The organism is Flavobacterium faecale (genome assembly GCF_003076455.1).
Lineage (GTDB): Bacteria > Bacteroidota > Bacteroidia > Flavobacteriales > Flavobacteriaceae > Flavobacterium > Flavobacterium faecale.
In genome coordinates this window covers 3,702,798-3,721,001 of the sequence record NZ_CP020918.1, presented here as the reverse complement: position 1 = coordinate 3,721,001, position 18,204 = coordinate 3,702,798, and the positions used below count along the sequence as shown (strand labels likewise).

Sequence of the window (18,204 nt, the reverse complement as noted above, 5' to 3'; positions counted from 1 at the left end):
ATATAGCAAAATTATTTAATACACCAATATATAGGTGTTAAAATTTATAAGATTAATGATAAAAATTACAGAATATACCATATCACAATTTGATTTTGACTTGATAAATCATATAAAGAGACTTAGAGTAGAGAAAAAAATTTCACAGGAACAATTAAGTACCGGTATGGGATTAGTTCGCAGTTTTGTTGGTAATGTAGAGAATATTAATGAATCACATAAGTATGCAACTCGTCATTTAACTTTATTGGCAAAGGCTTTCGGATTTAAGAATATTTCAGATCTGATGAGGTTCCCTACTCCTCAATATGATAAGATTAAAGTTATTGTAAAACAAACTATGAATGAAAGTGGTACTAAAGCGTTAAGTTCTGAGGTGGTGAAAATTGAGCCTTTAAAATAAGTACACTGGTAAAGAATATAAACATTTAGTATTTCCAAAAGTTGAAGTTATTGTGGAGTTTTTTTCTAAATTCTTATTAGAAAATAAAATAAGTAGTACTGTATCATAAATGTCTTTAAATATCATACTGAATCCTATTGAACGCGATATTCATATATGAAAAAATAGGCAAAGGGAAAAAAGTTTAGTGGATTACTTTTAAGCATTTGTAATTTTTTCAAGATATCACTAAAAGTGGATATTGTATTAATAATTAGAAAAACTTTTATTTATAAGCTTAAAAAAATTGCATGCGTTATGGTAAAGCTTAAAAGAAAAGGGATACTTCCGGATGTTATTTATTAGTTAGGTGCAATATTAACGCAGAATCGGCGAAAAGATGTTGATAACTCATTGATAATTAATAAGAAGAAATTTTATAAATTATTTCTATTGTTTTTACATTTACAATAACATAAATGAATTTATAAAATGAGTGATTTAAAAGAAATGTCCTTTGCTGACTTAAAAGCTGCAGCAGATTATTTAGAGAAGTTGAAAAGTGAAAGAATAGAAGATTTGAAAAGTCAAGGAATGGATACCAAAACAAATAAAGGATTGGATGATATGGGAAAGTTGGAATATGATATACATACAGCTTTATTTTCCAGATTAATGAAACTTAAAAAATCTTAAAATGTCTGTGAATAATTACACGGAAGCGATGAATTATGAAATGTTAATTCGAAATGCTTTTAATTGTCAACGAGGAACAAGAAATGGAGCAGATTTGTGTTATATGAAAAATGTAATGACAATGGAAAATGGGGAAACTTTTGCAAAAAATTTAGGCTCTTATGAAAAACAATTTGAGAAAGTTAAAATCTATATTTCAAAAGCATTATTAAAACTTACTAAAACAAAACAATATTCAAAAGAAGTAGTTTTTTTTAATAATCTCATTGAAAAATTAGATTATTCAAGCTCAACAAACTCATTAATGGAAATTGTGAATATTGCGCTTGAAAAAGTTATTGAATTGAAACCTAAATAAAAAACCTGCGTATAACAGATAAGGGTTCGTTGAGCTTGTATAGCCAAAACCGAGCGATAGCGACCTGTCGAAGTAGTGAACCCTGGCGCGAGCGTCTCGCTCGTGTACATAAACCGTCTTGTCCTCAAATAGGTTTACACAAAAGCCAACGATAGCGGAAATTCTTTCCGTGCCAATAAATAGATGTCTAGTGAAATCCTACGTTCTAATCCCGAAGTTTCGGTATGGAAAAACTACCTGAGTGCGCTGGATTCCTTTGATGTGTGGCATTATTAAACATACAACTTTTCTTTCTTTTATTAAAACAATTTAATTACTTTTGAAGAACTAAACGACGGATTTTTTGCAGACTGACGTTGTAGTGCCATTTGTAAACTGCTAAAAACGAAATAAACTTATGGAAGATTTTGATTCTGAAGAATCCCAAAGCGAATACAAAAGAATTGATGAAAATTTTGAAAGAACAGAAATCGAAGGTTTAAAAAACCTTCTCAAACATTTCGACAGAATTCACGACAAACTTTTTACTTTTAAAAATATTTTAATTGCTGGTTTTTTTGCGCTTTCTAAAATTGAAAATTCAATTTCTGTAAAAACCGTTCTTATACCAATTATCAATTTATGCTTTTTGATGTTTATTGAATATGAAATGATGGAAAAAAGCCGATTTGAAGCATCAATTACAACTCAAAATTTTGATAAATTTGAATCTCATGGTAGAAGAATAAGCAGAACAAATTGGTATTCGCTACTCAGCATTGTATCGACTTTAATTGTAACGATTGTTTTTCTTTGGTATTTATTGTCGAATTGAAAAAAAACGGCCTACAACAGCTAAGGATTCGTGGGCTTGAAAAGCCAACAATGAGGCCTTTGTAGAACGAACCGCAGAGATTCCGTAACTATGGGGTTATCGTAAAAGAGTCAGGAGGATTTCAAGAGGATCTGGTGTCCTCTTTATTTTTGAGCTATAAATTAGGCTGTTTTTATCGTGTTTTCCTTCACGTGTGAGCATACGTGCCCTTACCCACAAAACTATTTTTTGCAGTCCCTTTAGCTATCTGGATGATTTTTGGCTACTGCCAAAAGAAACCATGCAGGCGGACCGCGCTAGTCAAAAATGGCTATTCGATGTAAATTAGTTATCTTGCAACAAGGATATTTTGGTAGAAAAGGTTTCTTCTCTACTTTTTATAGCACTTTTACTTTTAATTTATCCTGTAAAAGCTTGAACTTTTGACGTTTCCAAGTACTACTCAAAGAACCATAATAACTTATTTTTACAAAACGTTTAGGCAATTGGTATTCCAAGAAAAACGGAAAGTCGGTGACCCAAATGAAGCATTATAAAACCAGTGTTTGCTTGAGTTGCGAGCTTTTTAAAAAGTGTACCAAAAACGCTAGAGGCCGACTCATTGAACGCTCCCAACATGCCGATTTGATTTATCAAAATAAGGTCAGAATTGAAAATAATTATGAAATCTACCGACGGCGCCAAGCCATTGTCGAGCATCCATATGGCGTGATTAAACGACAATGGGACTTCTATTACATCATGACCAAAAAATCCATCAAACACGCCAGTGCTGATGTGGGATTGATTTTTACCGCCTACAATCTCAAGCGCATTTTTAATCTCGTTGACCTAAATATGTTGAAAATGTACTTAAAACGTACGGCTTTGTTTTATTGGCTCAATAAAACTCATTTAAAAGCTTTTTACGCCGTTGTAAATTTTGAAATAAATGTGAGTGTATTTTTTAAAAGTCGAAATTATTGTTCGGGAAATGGGTTATATTTACCTCAAAATTAAGTTTAGATAGGAACTTTCAAGGGTTTTTAGACGAACTGACGTTGGCAGACATAACTGAAAATCAGAACTTACTAAAAAATACGTGATTAAGTATAATTAAATCGAAATATGATAGATAAATTAAAATTCGTTAGTAAAACAACAATTGAAGAAATAAAAAATCTAAACATTAAGTCTGAAAGCGCAGATTTAGACTATAAGGAAATATTTACGATTAGTGATGCAAAATCAAAAATTGAAATTTCTAAAGATTTTGCAGCTTTTTCAAATTCAAAAGGGGGTTATATTATTTACGGAGTAAATAACAATTTTGAATGGATAGGTTTAGATGATAGAAGTGACAATGATACTGATGAAGCAAATATTTCAAATATCCTTGACAATTTTATAGACGGTTCTATAGAATTTATTACTAATACGATTGAAATAGATAATAATTATTTTTTTATAGTTTATATTTTTCCTAATAAAACAATATCACCTTTTAAAAAAGATGGACAGTATAGCAAATCTAATTGGAAAGACAATAAAAGTAAAAACATAACTATTTTTCAAAAAGGTGATGTTTATTGCCGTAGAGGTACACGTTCAATAAAAGCAGATAATTTATTCTATAAGTTGAAAAGCAATCATTTTCAAGTCATTGAAAACATAAGCAATCAACCAATAATGTATAATGAATTTATTGGTAGAAGGGAATACTTAAACGAATTAAATGAAAAGTTAGAAAACACTAATAATAGAATAATTCAAATTGATGGAATTGGAGGAATTGGAAAAACAACTTTTGTTCATTATTTCGCAACTAAACTTATAGAAAATAAAGATTATAAAAATAACTTTGATTTTATTATTTGGACAAGTTCTAAAAGAAATAAATACACCCCAGAAGGTATTAAAGATTTAACAGAGTTTATTTCAAACTATACCGATTTATTGGAAGATATATATGATTTCATTACCACTAATGGACTTGAAGAAGAAAATGACAATTATGAAGTTGAAGAAGTTGTTTTAGAATTCTTAAAAAGTAATAAAGTTCTCTTGATTGTTGATAATTTAGAAACACTAAATGACAATGATTTAATTAAGTTTATTGAACATTTTCCTATAAAATCTAAAGCAATTCTAACTACAAGAGAAACTTTGGGAGATTTCTTTATGTCAAGAATTAATCTAAACGGATTTGAAGAAAAGAAAGAATTTCCAGAATTTTTGAGTTCTCAATATAAGTTATTTACAGGAAAAAATGATAATTCATTTATTGAGTTGTATGGAAACCATACAAATGAATTATACAGTTATACCAAAGGTATGCCGTTAGCAGGTCAATTGATAACTCATCAACTATCAACAGGAACACCAATAGAAAATGTAATTGAGAATTTAAAAAGCGGAAAAGCATATGAAGATATTCTTAAATTTTGTTTTCAAGGAACTATTGATAAATTATCAATTGCTGAAAGAACATTATTATTTATTTTTTCACTTTCTGAAAGAGAAGAACTATTATCCTTAGGAGATTTATTATATATAAGTGGCTTTTCAAGTGATGAAATTGGATTACATTCAATTCCCAAACTTACTAAAACTTCTTTATGTTTAGCGCAAAAAACTGATAGCGGGGAAATAGGATATACAATTCCACATTTAGCAAAAATTTACTCTAAACAATATTTATCTTTAGAAAATGAAATAGAAATTATTCAGAAATACGATAATTTCATCCAAGAAAAAAGTAAATTTAGTATCGATAATTCGGAAAGCGTTAAACTATTTACAAGGTCAAAAGCTAAAAACCATAAAGAAAAAGTTGCAGCGGGAGAAGCAATAAAAGCTCTTTCTAATGCATATTATAATTATGATTCAGCTATAAGTTCGATTGAAAAACTGTTAAAAGAAAATAGTAAGTTCGCATTTTTATATTTGATAAAAGGGAAAATAGAGGATAATGGTATATTTAAAGACTCATATAGTAAAGCAAAAAAAGAATTTTTAATTGCAATAGAAATTGACAATGAATTCTTAGAAGTATTAATTGAACTTGGTTATTTAGAATATAAGAGTAGAATAGGGAAGAAAGATGATGTTAAAGAAATTATTCAATCAAGTATAAATTATTTTGAAAGAGCGCTTAAATTAAATTCAAAAGACCAAAGAATTCATCTTGGACTTGCTCAAGGATATACTGTACAAGCTACTAAAACAAGTTTTTACCACTCCAAAAACAAGAGATATGAAATCGGAACAAAAGCAAATGAACATTATGAGCAGGCGATTTACACAGGTGAAAATTTGTCAAAAATGGAAATTCATTCAAATGCAATTACTTGTTTTGGTAAAGCTATAAACATTCGTAACAATATCCGTGATGATGAAAGGGCTTTAAAGACTTGCGAAGAAGGTTTATTATTTGAACCCGACAATGTAAAGTTAATAGAAATAAAAGAACAATTGGAATTTAAAATGAGTCCTAATTCTTTTACAAAAAATAGTTTTGCTGAAAAAGGTTGGATAGTAAAATAATTAAGCAGAACTATTTAAAAAAAAGAAAATTTGAAAGTATTGTGCATATTGTTACGTCTGCCAACAGCTAAGGTTTCGTGGGGCTTGAAAAGCCAACAATGAAACCGCGGTTGAACGGAACCGCTCTACTTCCGCCACTATGGGGATATCGATAAACAAGTTTAGGTAATTCAAGAGGACAAATTGTCTTCTTTTCTTTGAGGGATAATCTGGTTGGTTTTCTCGTGTTTTCCTTCACTTTTGAGTATAAGTGCCCTTACCCATAAAGTTAACTTTTACAGGCAATTGATTTTTGGCTATTGCCAAGATACCATGAAGGCGGACCTCGCTGGTCAAACAGTAGAATGTTGTGTAAATTGCCCGTTTTACAGCATTGACACTTTCTAATTTTCGATTCTTTGGTTACTTTTATTTGGGGTTGTACCTTTAGTTTTTCTTGTAAAATCTTTAGTTTCTCTCGTTTCCAGTTGCTACTCAGAAAACCATAATGCCGTATTTTTACAAAACCCTTGGGTAATTGGTATTCCAAGAAAAACGGAAAGTCGGTGACCCAAATGAAGCATTATAAAACCTGTGCTTGCTTGAGTTGCGAGCTTTTTAAAAAGTGTACCAAAAACGCTAGAGGCCGACTCATTGAACGCTCCCAACATGCCGATTTGATTTATCAAAATAAGGTCAGAATTGAAAATAATTATGAAATCTACCGACGGCGCCAAGCCATTGTCGAGCATCCATATGGCGTGATTAAACGACAATGGGACTTCTATTACATCATGACCAAAAAATCCATCAAACACGCCAGTGCTGATGTGGGATTGATTTTTACCGCCTACAATCTCAAGCGTATTTTTAATCTCGTTGACCTAAATATGTTGAAAATGTACTTAAAACGTACGGCTATGTTTTATTGGCTCAATAAAACTCATTTAAAAGCTTTTTACGCCGTTGTAAATTTTGAAATAAATGTGAGTGTATTTTTTAAAAGTCGAAATTATTGTTCGGGAAATGGGTTATATTTACCTCAAAATTAAGTTTAGATAGGAACTTCCAAGGGTTTTTAGACGAACTGACGTTGGCAATAATTATACCCGAAAAGAGAGAAAAATAATACAATGGATAAAAGGTATCAAGTCTTCATAAGTTCTACTTATGCTGATTTAAAAAATGAAAGAGCAAAAGTTATTCAAACAATAATGGAATTAGATTGTATTCCAGCAGGAATGGAAATTTTTCCTGCAATTGATGAAGAACAATTTGAATTTATTAAAAAAGTAATTGATGATTGTGATTACTATATATTAATCATTGGCGGAAGATATGGCTCTATTTCTGCGGAAGGTATAAGTTATACAGAAATGGAATATGATTATGCAATTACTAAAAACATAAAAGTGATTGCTTTTATTCATTCAAATCCTGATCAAATCCCTATGGGAAAATCTGAAAAAAATTCAGATTTAAGGCAGAAATTACAGGATTTCAAATTAAAAGTGTCTACAAATAGATTAATTAGGTTTTGGACAAATGCAGAAGAACTACCTGGTTTAGTAGCCTTAAATCTACCTAAAACAATTAAAAGATATCCAGCAATTGGATGGATAAGGGCAAATTCGACATCAAACCCAGAAGTCTATGTTGAGTTAAACGAAATACGAAAAGAGAATCAAGAGCTAAAGTCACAAATTACCACAAATGATAATAAACTCGATATAGCTAATCTTGCAGAAATTGAAGATTTAATCGAAATTTCAGGGAAACATACCTATTGGAATGATCAATATCATCAAGATGTTAACTCAAATTGGTCTAAAAAATTAACTTGGGGAGAAATTTTTGCCTTAATATCACCATATCTTTTAAAGAAACCCAATGATTCAAAAGTAAAAGAAAAACTTTCACAAGTTATATACGAGACAATTCAGAATTTTGTAGATTCTGGAATAAGCTATATAAGAGACCAAGATTTTCAAACTATAAAAATTCAATTTTCAGCTCTACAATTAATTGAATTGGAAACTACTACAGATAAATCTGGACAAATAAACTTAATATGGAATACAACAGAAAAAGGTAAAAACTTGATGTTAAATTTACGAACTATAAAAAAATAACTACTGCCAACAGCTAAGGTTCCTATGTAAAGCAATTAAAGTTATCAACAACTTTTTCTCTGAGCGATATGTGGGTGATTTTCGAGTATAAAATGCCGTTCCAACGGCTTGTTGGAAAAGTTGGAAACAACTTTTTGTCCGCCGTAGGTTTTGGACAGAAAAAGTTATTCTAACTTTTTCAATAATGCCACGATTTTTTTTTCCTCTTTTATATCATATTTTCCCTTTAAATTCTTAAAGCTCAGGCTCCTATTTGTGGTCTAAATCAATAGCCACCAGCACCTGTGTGGTTGTAAGAATAATAAAATAGCTGCCTGCTCGTTATGTAGCCCACGCTTTAGCGTGGCTACCACCTTAGCTTTGCAGTCTATTTTTTCTTGTCATTTTGTGAGACTTTTAAGAAAGTTATTTTTTGATTTTCGCTACTCTTATTTTTTAATTTTATGCTATTGATTTTTCTAAAACTATGTTTTTATTAATTTTATATGGGGTTTGTGTCTTAATAACTGCTAATATCCTTCGAGTCATTTTATGTGCTACTTTTACGATGATGCTTTTTACATTTTTTCCTTGATGTTTTCTATAATACTGTTGCATTTCAAGATCTTTCCTCACAGCCATCCAAGCCGCTTCAATCAAGTAGCTTCGTAATTGACTTCGGCTCCGAGGAGTTATTCCCAAACATTTCTCGCTACCACCGCTATTATGTATTCCAGGAACAATTCCAACAAAACTAGCAAATTGTCCCTCGGTATTGAAACGCCTCAAATCACCACATTCTGCAATAATAACAGAGGCTAGATAACCCCCAATACCAGGAATACTCTTCAATAAATTGTAATCTTCTTTGTGGCTTTTTCGACAATAGGCTCGCATTTGATTGGCAATTTCTAAATATTCTGTTTTTACAAATTTATACATTCTAATTTTTCCTTGTAAAGCTAAATCTCCACAAGTAGTACTAAATTTCACCTTTTCTAACCATTCTATAAAACCATTAGACCAATTCGAATTATCATATTCTACGGGGATTTCTATTGCGTGAAACAACAATAAACTCTTGATATGCAATTTAGTTGTCCTCAATTTTTTTGTAACCTGTGTTCTATGGCGTGCCAAACTAGTGAACTGATCCTCATCCTCTGTAGGGATATTGATTCCTTTTAAAGTGCCAGATTTCAACTGGTTGGATAAATTTTTGGCATCCAAAGCATCTGTTTTCTGATAGCGTTCTTTATTTCCTGTTTTCACGTCAGCTGGATTGACCACTAGTACATTCCATCCTAAATTTAAAAAATAGCGAGCTACAGAAAACCCACAACAACCTACTTCATAAACTAAATAAACCTCATGATTATGAAAATTATTAGTTACATATTGCTCTAAATCACAAGATTTTGAAGGCATAGAATACGTTTTATGGAAAAATAAATCGGTCTGAATGGAAACTGTCCATGTTTTCTTGTGTATATCCAAACCAATATATACTTTTGGACTAGTAGTAATTTGAGTACTCATATCATTAAAGTATTAGCAGACAGCCAAAACTGTACTGCAGTTAGTAATTATTTTGAGGCTCAATTTACTGCTTTTACATAGATGCTCGTTGGGCTTGAAAAGCCAACAATGAAACTGCGGTTGAACGGAACCGCTCTACTTCCGCCACTATGGGGATATCGATAAACAAGTTTAGGTAATTCAAGAGGACAAATTGTCCTCTTTTCTTTGAGGGATAATCTGGTTGGTTTTCTCGTGTTTTCCTTCACTTTTGAACATAAGTGCCCTTACCCATAAAGTTAACTTTTACAGGCAATTGATTTTTGGCTACTGCCAAGATACCAAGCAGGCGGACCTCGCTGGTCAAACAGTAGAATGGTGTGTAAATTGCCCGTTTTACAGCATTGACACTTTCTAATTTTCGATTCTTTGGTTACTTTTATTTGGGGTTGTACCTTTAGTTTTTCTTGTAAAATCTTTAGTTTCTCTCATTTCCAGTTGCTACTCAAAAAACCATAATGCCGTATTTTTACAAAACCCTTGGGTAAAATGTGCATTGCAAAACGGAAAGTCGGTGACTCAAATGAAGCATCATAAAACCAGTGCTTGCTTGAGTTGCGAGCTTTTTAAAAAGTGTACCAAAAACGCAAGAGGCCGACTTATTGAACGTTCCCAACATGCCGATTTAATTTATAAAAATAAGGTCAGAATTGAAAATAATTATGAAATCTACCGACGGCGCCAAGCCATTGTCGAGCATCCATATGGCGTGATTAAACGACAATGGGACTTCTATTACATCATGACTAAAAAATCCATCAAACACGCCAGTGCTGATGTGGGATTGATTTTTACCGCCTACAATCTCAAGCGCATTTTTAATCTCGTTGACCTAAATATGTTGAAAATGTACTTAAAACGTACGGCTTTGTTTTATTGGCTCAATAAAACTCATTTAAAAGCTTTTTACGCCGTTGTAAATTTTGAAATAAATGTGAGCGCATTTTTTAAAAGTCGAAATTATTGTTCGGGAAATGGGTTATATTTACCTCAAAATTAAGTTTAGATAGGAACTCTCAAGGGTTTTTAGAGGAACTGACGTTGGCAAAAATATTTGATCAAAAGCGGAAAAAATCATATCTTTGAATAAAACAACACGAAAATGACTTTTACTGACAAAAATATTATAGAAAATTACTTCGGATTATTCGAGAGTTTAAACTCTATGAGTAAACTTGAGTTGATTGAAAAGTTAACGAAATCCTTAAAAGCAGAAAATAAAAGTAAAGAAAATAATTTTTATAAATCTTTTGGTGCATTTTCTAGCGAAAAAACCTCTGATGAAATAAATACAGAAATAAAATCAAGTAGAAAATTTAGAACTAAAGAAATTAAATTCTAATGAAATATTTACTTGACACCAATATCTGTGTACATTTTCTACGTGGAAAATTCGAAGTTGATAAAATGCTAAAAGCAAAGGGTGTCGAAAATTGCTATATTTCTGAAATAACTGTTTTAGAATTACGATTTGGTGCTGAAAATAGTCTTGATAAAGTTAAATCACATAAAGCTGTAGATATTTTTTTAAAAGGAATTGTAATAATTCCAATTTTTGGATCTATAAAAAAATACGCAGAAGAAAAAGTTCGCTTAAATAAACTTGGCAAACCTCAAAATGATGAATTTGATTTATTAATTGGTGTTACAGCAGTAGAAAATAAATTAATTTTAGTAACTGAAAACATCAAAGATTTCGAAAGATTAAATGGAATTGAAATCGAAAATTGGATTGTGCGCAAATAATACTTTTGCCAATCGAGTAGACGGGTCCGCCCCGAATAGGACGGACTGCGCCTCTCACACCACCGAACGTACGGGTCACGTATTCGGCGGTTCGCAAAGAGATGGGTTAAGTTCGATATAAACATCGGTTAATGATTGATACCCTTTTTGTTTTAAGCGCTTCAAAGTGATGGTAGACCCCAAAATTGGACTCTGAGCAATCGCCCAACCACCTTTTCGAGTCCGACTCCATGCATAGGCGTGGTCTTGGTCAATTCCTAGTCGTATGAGGTTTTTCCTTTTCCGTTCGGGTTTTTTCCAGTCGTGCCAAATGCAGTACCGAAGTCGGTTTCTTAACCAGCCATCTATGTCACGTAATTTTCCCATGATACTTGTTCCCCGAAAATAGTTTAACCATCCTCGCTGAATTTCGTTTATCTTGGCAATACGGTCTTCTAGTTTGACTGGTGCGGTTTTACGGCTAATGCTTTTGAGCTTTTCTTTTAGTTTCTTCCATGCTTTTTCTGCCACTACCAATTGATAATCGTTCTTGCTTCCTTTCTTGTAAGTTGGCACAAATCCGAATCCCAAAATCGTGAAGTGAACAGGACGTTTTATCCCGCTTTTCTCCTCGTTGATGGTCAGTTTGAGCTTTGTTTTCAAGAATTTAACAAGTGCTTGTGCTGTCGCTTTTGCCCCGTTGTGGCTCGTACAATAAATACTAAAATCATCGGCATAACGTACAAATTTGTATTTGCGTCTTGTCATTTCTTTGTCCAATTCATGGAGTAGAATATTCGACAATAACGGACTGAGTGGACTTCCTTGCGGAACGCCCTTGCGTCTTTTCTGTAGTTTTCCTTTGATTTGTATTGGCGCACGCAACCATTTTCGGATGAGTCGCATCGTAGTTTTACATTTCACTTTTCGATAGACTAAATTCAGTAATAAACAATGGTCTACTTCATCAAAGAAGTTCTTGAGGTCAATGTCCACAATGTGGTTCAACCCTTGATGGATGTAGTCCCGTGATTGTCCAACGGCTTGTCGGGCATTCTTGTTGGGGCGAAATCCAAAACTATTGCTACTAAACTCGGTTTCGAATAATGGTGCTATAACCTGCGATACGGCTTGTTGCAACACTCGGTCGGTAGTGGTAGGAACTCCCAAAAGACGGACTTTGCCGTTCCCCTTAGGAATTTCTACTCCCAAAATGGGTTGTGAGCAGTAGTTTCCGTTTGCAATATCTTCTAGCAGTTGTGGTTTTCGTTTCGGAAAACCTTCTTTGAGTTGGCTGACTTTTACGCCATCAACGCCTGCACTGCCTCGATTGGAAATAACATGTTCCAATGCTTTTTGAAGATTGTAAGGATGTACTACTCGTGCAATCATTTTGTTGTTTTAATCGGTTAACCTGTTCTTGTTTTTCAGGGCTATAACTTGCGTCATTCCGTTGAAAATTAAGAACCTCAATGCGTTCTGTCCTTCCTTGATTGTGAGACCTATGCAGTTTCTATTTGCAACTCGTTGCCACAAGTACTATGACTTCTGCTGACTTCTTGACCTAACCAACTCGTAGTTGTCAAGACCTCCCCCGGTAAGAGCTTCTTCCTTCCTCCGATTCCTGCGTCATCTACAAATCAACGATTTTGATAATCTTCGGACGTTACGTTGCTGTGGACGCTTATCCTCGTTAACTTGCCTCATATGACGTTCCTGTACGTCAGTACCGGATTTTGTCGTTTCGCTGCCTTCAGTGCATACCTCACGATAAACCACCTTGCGACGTACTAATGATTCGGGTTTTCAATCCGCTCATAAGGGACTTGCACCCTCTGGAAAAATATCAGACTGTAGGATTTGTTTTCTAATTCAAAATGTTTAATTTCGAATCGTGAACAAACGATTTACAATCTGCTTCCTGCTCATGCAGGGCACACACAGCGGTTTACAAAAATGGCGAAATATGTGGTAAATTCACGTGTATCTTTCGCAAGAACATTTACCTTAGCCGAAAATAATCGGTCACGAAGTTCGCCACTTCTGCAAGCCGGGACACGTCAAACTGTCTAAAAACCTCCCTTCTTTTTATTCAATTATCTTAAAAAAATCACTCCCAAAACTTGTATAACTCCTTGCTTTCTACTGTATTTAGTACTGATTATTAGGTACTTACGTATTTTTAAAAAGTGATTTATGAGTAAATTTATCATTGGAAGCGATAGAAGTCAAATTCCCCTTTTTGCTTCTTCCATGGAACAGGCAATCGCACAAGACAATCAAGTTAGACTCATTGACTTGTTTGTGGATAGTTTAAAATTAGCTGATTTTGGTTTTGATTTTAGCTTTGTTGAAAATGGTCGACCGGCTTATCATCCCGCGTATTTACTCAAACTTTTTATTTACGGATATCTCAATCGGATGCGTTCTTCCAGGGTTTTGGAGAAAGAATGCGTTCGGAATATCGAACTTATTTGGCTAATGAAAAGCTTGGTTCCAGATCACAATACCATTGCCAATTTCAGAAAAGACAATCCTAAAGCTATTGCCCGTGTTTTTCGTGCTACGGTAAATCTTGCTTCGCATTTTGAACTCATCGGCGGAAGCCTTGTTGCGGGAGATAGCAACAAACTTCGGGCTCAAAATTCAAAGAAAAACAATTTTAATCCAATATTTATAAAATTTTTAAATTAGACTTACTTTAAAAGGAAGGAGCCCAGTACAGCACTGAACTCATTCAAAAATCTAAATTAATTTAACCGACTAACTTTTGGGGCGGTTTCTGTTTTAAAAAAAACCTTTTTGTTCTGAATATTAATGACGATATTTAATTGCCGTCAACCAGAAACTTCTTTTTCCTGCGCTTCTTGAAAAGATATATCCTAAAGCCAGTTATATACAATGTAATTGGAATAAGTCCAGCAATAAAAACAAGAATCCTACCAAATGGTCCTGCAATTTCACCAATGTGTACAGGGTAAAATTGTGCTGCTACACGGTTGCTAGTAGCATCATTCTTATAATCTGTTAAAGAGATTATTTTTAGGTTTGTGCTGACCGTCAGTTCTTTGGTTTTTCTAAGTCCTTGCGTTTTAAATCTACTCTCAATATACCTAAATCTATAGTTATCATTTGCATCGTTAGGATAATATATGGCACGCAAGGCATAACTTTTATCGGAATTCGACAAAATCGCTGCAAAGGAAGTGGGATTGCTGTTTTGTATTTCTTGTTTAAGAATTGTTTTACTATCTAGCACTGATAGCGCCTTTTTATAATAGGAATTATAGGTAAAGTAGGCACCTGTAAAGGCAATTGTCAAAAGTGGGATAAAAAAGCTAACGCCCAATACCTTGTGAAGATCGAAGTTGAATTTCTTTTTCTTACTCTTCCATTTAATTTTAAAACCGTTTTTAAGGGTAGCACTATAGGTTTTGTACCAAATATAGATACCCGAAAGCAATATCACTAGAAGGAAAATAATGGTACTTGTTCCAGTCACATACTTTCCTATTTTTGGAATTAAAAGGGTACGGTGAAATTTTAACAAATTTTCAAAAAACACAATTGAAGCTGACCTCTCTCCTAAAAACTGCCCATTTTCTGAATTATAATAATTGGTTTTCCCGTTTTTAAATTCAATAGAAATTGTTTGCTGCTCTCTATACGGCAAGAACATTTTACTAATACTATCTGAGTGTGTTGCTGTTAAAGAGGCTGCCGTTTTTAAAAAAACGGCCTCCTCTAAACTATCTATGTTTTTCAATTTTAATAGCTCTGGGTTAAGAGCCGCGCTGAGTTCTGGTTGCCACACGTACATAGCACCAGAAATGCCAGAAATCGAAGCTACTAAACCACATGTAATACCTACCCAAAGATGAAATTTACGCACTATATTCCCTAAAGCCATCAATCAGAAATTAAAAATTATATTGTAAACTTACTTTAGCATTAGCGCCTTCGCCAGCTCCTGTGAATGTTTTTAATGGGGATGCCCATTGCGATCTTGCAGGTAGATAATATTCGTTTAACAAATTATTTATCGCTAAGGATACAGACAAGTTAGGTTCTAACTGGTATGCTAAAGAAAGATTAACTAAAGTATAACCACTTACTGGAAACTCAGTATGTCTAAATTCATAATTGTTAGTTTTTGCATTTAAAAAAGGATCAAACCTCTCTCTGTCTCCGGAATTGGTAACTCTAATAGAAGTACTTACTTTTGGTATCGGTTTCCAGTTTGCATATACAGTCAATTTTGGTGCAGAGATTACATCACCTCCCAAATAGCTTAAGTTATTTTCATCTCCTACATTATATTTTGTACCTTCAACATACGAATAAGAGGTTCCAAATTGCCATTTATCGTTTGGTGTAAAATAATCTACAGCAACCTCTGCACCATAAATGCGTTGTGGTTGTTTTGAAGGTTGGAATGTATTTAGCTCGTCAACGAATACAATTCCCGTACCCAAACTAGAGGTGCTGTAATATCCAACAGCCTCCAACTTCAGGTTACTAAATCTAGATAAAAAACCAAATTCATAGTTTTTAGTTACTGCAGCTTCTAACTGAATATCATTAATATTACTTGCTGTTGCAGAACGCAATACAGAACCTAAATCTGCAATTGAAAAACCTTGTGAATAACTTATATATGGTATAAATTCTTGGTGCTCAATATAGCGTACACCAAAATTAAAGGCGAGATTATTAAAGTTTAATTTACCACCTTGTACGTCTACAGACGGGGTAAAGTTACCATCACTCTTAGCGGAATACGGCAAAGTACTATAATCAACAATATCCATATTAATATCATCATAACGCAAACCTGTTTTGACAACCCATTTTTCATTAAATTTAAGTGTAGATTGTGCGTAAGGCGCCCAGCTAGTCATTTCGATATTAGGCACCCATAACCTACCATCCAATAGCCCTTGATTGGTTTTATCTCTAAGTAAATCTACACCATACGTAAGTGTAATATCTGCCGCTTTGTTGTCTGACAACTTCGTGATAAAATTTGGTCTTAAGCCATATTTTTCTGCGTTTATTACCGATTGACCTCCGTTTTCAAACTTATCAGAATAAAAGAAAATGTTCTCCGTATTTTGGTAATACAAATCAGTTTGAAAGTCTGTGGTTTCAGAAAATATATTATTTAAATTATAGGTTAATTGTCCATTACCAAGGATCGAACCATTAGCTTTTTCTCCCACAATAGTCCCTTTTTTACCATATCCAGCTGTTATAGTATAATCTCCTTCCTTATTAAAAACTTCAACTTTTGCAGCTACAGGAATAAATGGAGAGTTTTGCACCGATTTATAAAAATTACCTCCTAGCGTTATTTTTTGATTTTCAGATAATTGATAGTCAATCTTTCCTAACGCACTGTATATTTTAGAATTATCAAATCCATAGGTTGGTAAAAGAGGAACGCCTTTAGCATCATATTTATTACCCGTTTCTTCATAACTCCCACTAATATAATAACTGAATTTATCTAAATTCCCTTGAAAGGATTGGTAAACTCCAAATCCTAATGCGTCTTTTGTTTCAGCGAGATTAGATGTACCCCAAACATTGGTGGAGCCTTCAATTTTTTTGAAAGAATTAGGTTTTTTAGTGATGTAATTAATAAAACCACCGTTACCACCGTTACCAAAAATAGAAGTAGCTCCTTTTATAACCTCCACGCGACTAATATCATTAGGAGTAATTGATTTTATTCCTAATTGCCCGTTTCTTAAAGGTGAAGACTGCGGAATACCGTCGACCATAACTAGTAAAGATCGGCCACGTAATGTTTGTCCCCAGTTAGAAAAAGTACCTGAAGACATCGCTAAACCTGGCACTGTAAACTCTAGTATTTCACTAATATTTGAAGTAGATTTAGCAAAGTCTTGCAATTTAGCTTGTCCAACTACCGTTACAGAAGCTGGAATTTCTGATAAATATTCAGAATGCCGACTGGCAGAGATTACAACTTCATCTAAACGGCTCATATCATCTGATAATGTAACATTGTATACTATTGAGCTAGTACCATCAAACGTAAAACTCTTGACTTTAGTTTGATAACCAAGCATTTCAATCCTAACTGAATAAGTTCCCCCATTTATGTTAGACAACAAATAATCTCCAGAAACATCTGTAATCGTACTATTTCCTATTTCTTTAATTTGCACAGTCGCCCCGATGACCGTCTGATTATTTTGATCTGTAATTTTACCCTTTAAATTTGATTGCGAAAATGCCTGAACTGATAGAAATGCAGCAGCAACTAAAATAATAATTTTCATTTTATTCTTATTTAGATTAAGTAAATATAAAGCGCGAAAGTAAAACTAAAAAGAAAGTTAGCAAAGGAAAATTAAGTTTATTTTAAGAAATATATGATCATAGGCTAAGTCAAGTTTATGACCTGTTGAATAGCCGTATTCGTATAGATGATAAAGAATTTGCGTTGGATGATGGACTTTTACCTAAAAATTTAGCCCAAGGAAAGATAGGACAACAATTCTTTGTAATTACTGAGCATATAGGTATCAGTGAAAAAAAAGTTTAATGATATCATAGCATTCATAATATCGCAGAGGAAATGGTAGCAGCTTCTTTCCTTAATGAGGCTAGTAAGAGAAATTATTGGCAGTCTTACCAAGGCCGACTAAAACACTTAATGAAATGCTAAACTTTGAATATAATAAAATGTACCACAGAATATGGAAAAGTAGTGCTGAAGTTGTTGAATTATAACTCCGAAAATTTAGTTTGCATTACAAGTATAAAAACCTCGTTTAAAATTATTTAAACGAGATTTTTTTACAATCAAAAAAGAAATATTACTTTTTTGATTGTTCTACAGAGACTTTTCTAAATTCTTTTAATAGTTTCTCTAACTCTAAAGTGGCTTTACGAGCTCTTGCTCCAGCTGCTTTAACACCTTTTTCAGTTAGCGACTCGGATTCAGTTTTAAATGTTTCGAATTCTGCGTTTATTTTTTCGATTAAATCTTTCATGATTTTTTTTT

Annotated in this window: 16 protein-coding genes and 4 pseudogenes; 12 read left to right on the top strand and 8 right to left on the bottom strand. The window is 33.1% G+C overall.

The features are described 5' to 3' along the window. The first annotated feature begins 55 nt into the window (after positions 1 to 55). The 4 genes from FFWV33_RS15585 to FFWV33_RS15570 all read left to right on the top strand — a co-directional run bounded on the left by FFWV33_RS15585 (position 56) and on the right by FFWV33_RS15570 (position 2,250). On the top strand, positions 56 to 403 hold the full coding sequence (locus FFWV33_RS15585; RefSeq protein WP_108741760.1) for a helix-turn-helix domain-containing protein: 348 nt from the start codon (positions 56 to 58) through the stop codon (positions 401 to 403). A gap of 471 nt (positions 404 to 874) precedes the next feature. Next, entirely contained in the window at positions 875 to 1,078 is a 204-nt protein-coding gene (locus FFWV33_RS15580) for a hypothetical protein (RefSeq protein ID WP_108741759.1), read from the top strand. A 1-nt stretch (position 1,079) separates the two neighbouring features. Continuing rightward, entirely contained in the window at positions 1,080 to 1,436 is a 357-nt protein-coding gene (locus tag FFWV33_RS15575; RefSeq protein WP_108741758.1) for a hypothetical protein, read from the top strand. 397 nt (positions 1,437 to 1,833) lie between these two features. Beyond that, positions 1,834 to 2,250: a hypothetical protein gene (locus FFWV33_RS15570; protein ID WP_108741757.1), complete on the top strand. Its 417-nt coding sequence runs from the start codon at positions 1,834 to 1,836 to the stop codon at positions 2,248 to 2,250. A gap of 296 nt (positions 2,251 to 2,546) precedes the next feature. On the opposite strand, the pseudogene FFWV33_RS19575 reads toward FFWV33_RS15570, so the two are convergent. Beyond that, positions 2,547 to 2,735, bottom strand: a pseudogene (locus tag FFWV33_RS19575) (IS91 family transposase); the annotation flags it as partial. A 37-nt stretch (positions 2,736 to 2,772) separates the two neighbouring features. Here FFWV33_RS19575 and FFWV33_RS15560 point away from each other — a divergent pair. Then, positions 2,773 to 3,249: a transposase gene (locus FFWV33_RS15560; RefSeq protein ID WP_108741756.1), complete on the top strand. Its 477-nt coding sequence runs from the start codon at positions 2,773 to 2,775 to the stop codon at positions 3,247 to 3,249. Between the two features lie 108 nt (positions 3,250 to 3,357). Continuing rightward, positions 3,358 to 5,775 carry an ATP-binding protein gene (locus tag FFWV33_RS15555; protein WP_108741755.1) on the top strand — a complete coding sequence of 806 codons (2,418 nt, stop codon included), beginning with the start codon at positions 3,358 to 3,360 and terminating at the stop codon, positions 5,773 to 5,775. 268 nt (positions 5,776 to 6,043) lie between these two features. Here FFWV33_RS15555 and FFWV33_RS19570 read toward each other — a convergent pair. Continuing rightward, positions 6,044 to 6,292 (bottom strand): annotated as a pseudogene (locus FFWV33_RS19570) (IS91 family transposase); the annotation flags it as partial. 37 nt (positions 6,293 to 6,329) lie between these two features. On the opposite strand from FFWV33_RS19570, the gene FFWV33_RS15540 reads away from it, so the two are divergent. After that, positions 6,330 to 6,806: a transposase gene (locus FFWV33_RS15540; protein ID WP_108741754.1), complete on the top strand. Its 477-nt coding sequence runs from the start codon at positions 6,330 to 6,332 to the stop codon at positions 6,804 to 6,806. Between the two features lie 81 nt (positions 6,807 to 6,887). Then, a complete protein-coding gene (locus FFWV33_RS15535; RefSeq protein WP_108741753.1) occupies positions 6,888 to 7,886 on the top strand; it encodes a DUF4062 domain-containing protein in 999 nt (332 codons plus the stop codon). A 441-nt stretch (positions 7,887 to 8,327) separates the two neighbouring features. Here the strand turns inward: FFWV33_RS15535 and FFWV33_RS15530 are convergent, their stop codons facing one another. Together FFWV33_RS15530 and FFWV33_RS15525 are read right to left on the bottom strand one after the other, a co-directional pair. Next, a complete protein-coding gene (locus FFWV33_RS15530) occupies positions 8,328 to 9,404 on the bottom strand; it encodes an IS110 family RNA-guided transposase (protein WP_108741752.1) in 1,077 nt (358 codons plus the stop codon). 278 nt (positions 9,405 to 9,682) lie between these two features. After that, a pseudogene (locus tag FFWV33_RS15525) lies at positions 9,683 to 9,949 on the bottom strand (transposase); the annotation flags it as partial. Positions 9,950 to 9,966: 17 nt separating this feature from the next. Between FFWV33_RS15525 and FFWV33_RS15520 the strand changes: the two are divergent. The 3 genes from FFWV33_RS15520 (at position 9,967) to FFWV33_RS15510 (ending at position 11,189) form a co-directional block, all read left to right on the top strand. Beyond that, on the top strand, positions 9,967 to 10,443 hold the full coding sequence (locus FFWV33_RS15520; protein WP_159086049.1) for a transposase: 477 nt from the start codon (positions 9,967 to 9,969) through the stop codon (positions 10,441 to 10,443). 102 nt (positions 10,444 to 10,545) lie between these two features. After that, positions 10,546 to 10,785 (top strand): hypothetical protein, encoded by a 240-nt coding sequence (locus tag FFWV33_RS15515; protein ID WP_108741750.1) that lies wholly within the window; start codon positions 10,546 to 10,548, stop codon positions 10,783 to 10,785. After that, positions 10,785 to 11,189, top strand: coding sequence for a PIN domain-containing protein (locus FFWV33_RS15510; protein WP_108741749.1), 405 nt, complete (start codon positions 10,785 to 10,787; stop codon positions 11,187 to 11,189). Before FFWV33_RS15515 ends, FFWV33_RS15510 begins: the two co-directional genes overlap by 1 nt. Before the next feature lie 75 nt (positions 11,190 to 11,264). On the opposite strand, the gene ltrA is transcribed toward FFWV33_RS15510, so the two are convergent. Then, entirely contained in the window at positions 11,265 to 12,560 is a 1,296-nt protein-coding gene (gene ltrA, locus FFWV33_RS15505; protein WP_108739491.1) for a group II intron reverse transcriptase/maturase, read from the bottom strand. 861 nt (positions 12,561 to 13,421) lie between these two features. Between ltrA and FFWV33_RS15500 the strand changes: the two are divergent. Continuing rightward, positions 13,422 to 13,835, top strand: a pseudogene (locus tag FFWV33_RS15500) (transposase); the annotation flags it as partial. 160 nt (positions 13,836 to 13,995) lie between these two features. Here the strand turns inward: FFWV33_RS15500 and FFWV33_RS15495 are convergent. The 3 genes from FFWV33_RS15495 to FFWV33_RS15485 form a co-directional block, all read right to left on the bottom strand. After that, complete coding sequence (locus FFWV33_RS15495; protein WP_108741748.1) at positions 13,996 to 15,078, bottom strand: PepSY-associated TM helix domain-containing protein; 1,083 nt, start codon at positions 15,076 to 15,078, stop codon at positions 13,996 to 13,998. 10 nt (positions 15,079 to 15,088) lie between these two features. Continuing rightward, positions 15,089 to 17,476, bottom strand: coding sequence for a TonB-dependent receptor (locus FFWV33_RS15490; protein WP_108741747.1), 2,388 nt, complete (start codon positions 17,474 to 17,476; stop codon positions 15,089 to 15,091). A gap of 540 nt (positions 17,477 to 18,016) precedes the next feature. Next, positions 18,017 to 18,193, bottom strand: a complete 177-nt coding sequence (locus FFWV33_RS15485; RefSeq protein WP_108741746.1) for a histone H1 — start codon at positions 18,191 to 18,193, stop codon at positions 18,017 to 18,019. Positions 18,194 to 18,204: the final 11 nt, after the last annotated feature.

Excerpts from the sequence above, each read along its gene's own strand:
- FFWV33_RS15585 (WP_108741760.1), top strand. The coding sequence starts at position 56 with ATGATAAAAATTACAGAATATACCATATCACAATTTGATTTTGACTTG.
- FFWV33_RS15580 (WP_108741759.1), top strand. The coding sequence starts at position 875 with ATGAGTGATTTAAAAGAAATGTCCTTTGCTGACTTAAAAGCTGCAGCA.
- FFWV33_RS15575 (WP_108741758.1), top strand. The coding sequence starts at position 1,080 with ATGTCTGTGAATAATTACACGGAAGCGATGAATTATGAAATGTTAATT.
- FFWV33_RS15570 (WP_108741757.1), top strand. The coding sequence starts at position 1,834 with ATGGAAGATTTTGATTCTGAAGAATCCCAAAGCGAATACAAAAGAATT.
- FFWV33_RS15560 (WP_108741756.1), top strand. The coding sequence starts at position 2,773 with ATGAAGCATTATAAAACCAGTGTTTGCTTGAGTTGCGAGCTTTTTAAA.
- FFWV33_RS15555 (WP_108741755.1), top strand. The coding sequence starts at position 3,358 with ATGATAGATAAATTAAAATTCGTTAGTAAAACAACAATTGAAGAAATA.
- FFWV33_RS15540 (WP_108741754.1), top strand. The coding sequence starts at position 6,330 with ATGAAGCATTATAAAACCTGTGCTTGCTTGAGTTGCGAGCTTTTTAAA.
- FFWV33_RS15535 (WP_108741753.1), top strand. The coding sequence starts at position 6,888 with ATGGATAAAAGGTATCAAGTCTTCATAAGTTCTACTTATGCTGATTTA.
- FFWV33_RS15530 (WP_108741752.1), bottom strand. The coding sequence starts at position 9,404 with ATGAGTACTCAAATTACTACTAGTCCAAAAGTATATATTGGTTTGGAT.
- FFWV33_RS15520 (WP_159086049.1), top strand. The coding sequence starts at position 9,967 with ATGAAGCATCATAAAACCAGTGCTTGCTTGAGTTGCGAGCTTTTTAAA.
- FFWV33_RS15515 (WP_108741750.1), top strand. The coding sequence starts at position 10,546 with ATGACTTTTACTGACAAAAATATTATAGAAAATTACTTCGGATTATTC.
- FFWV33_RS15510 (WP_108741749.1), top strand. The coding sequence starts at position 10,785 with ATGAAATATTTACTTGACACCAATATCTGTGTACATTTTCTACGTGGA.
- ltrA (WP_108739491.1), bottom strand. The coding sequence starts at position 12,560 with ATGATTGCACGAGTAGTACATCCTTACAATCTTCAAAAAGCATTGGAA.
- FFWV33_RS15495 (WP_108741748.1), bottom strand. The coding sequence starts at position 15,078 with ATGGCTTTAGGGAATATAGTGCGTAAATTTCATCTTTGGGTAGGTATT.
- FFWV33_RS15490 (WP_108741747.1), bottom strand. The coding sequence starts at position 17,476 with ATGAAAATTATTATTTTAGTTGCTGCTGCATTTCTATCAGTTCAGGCA.
- FFWV33_RS15485 (WP_108741746.1), bottom strand. The coding sequence starts at position 18,193 with ATGAAAGATTTAATCGAAAAAATAAACGCAGAATTCGAAACATTTAAA.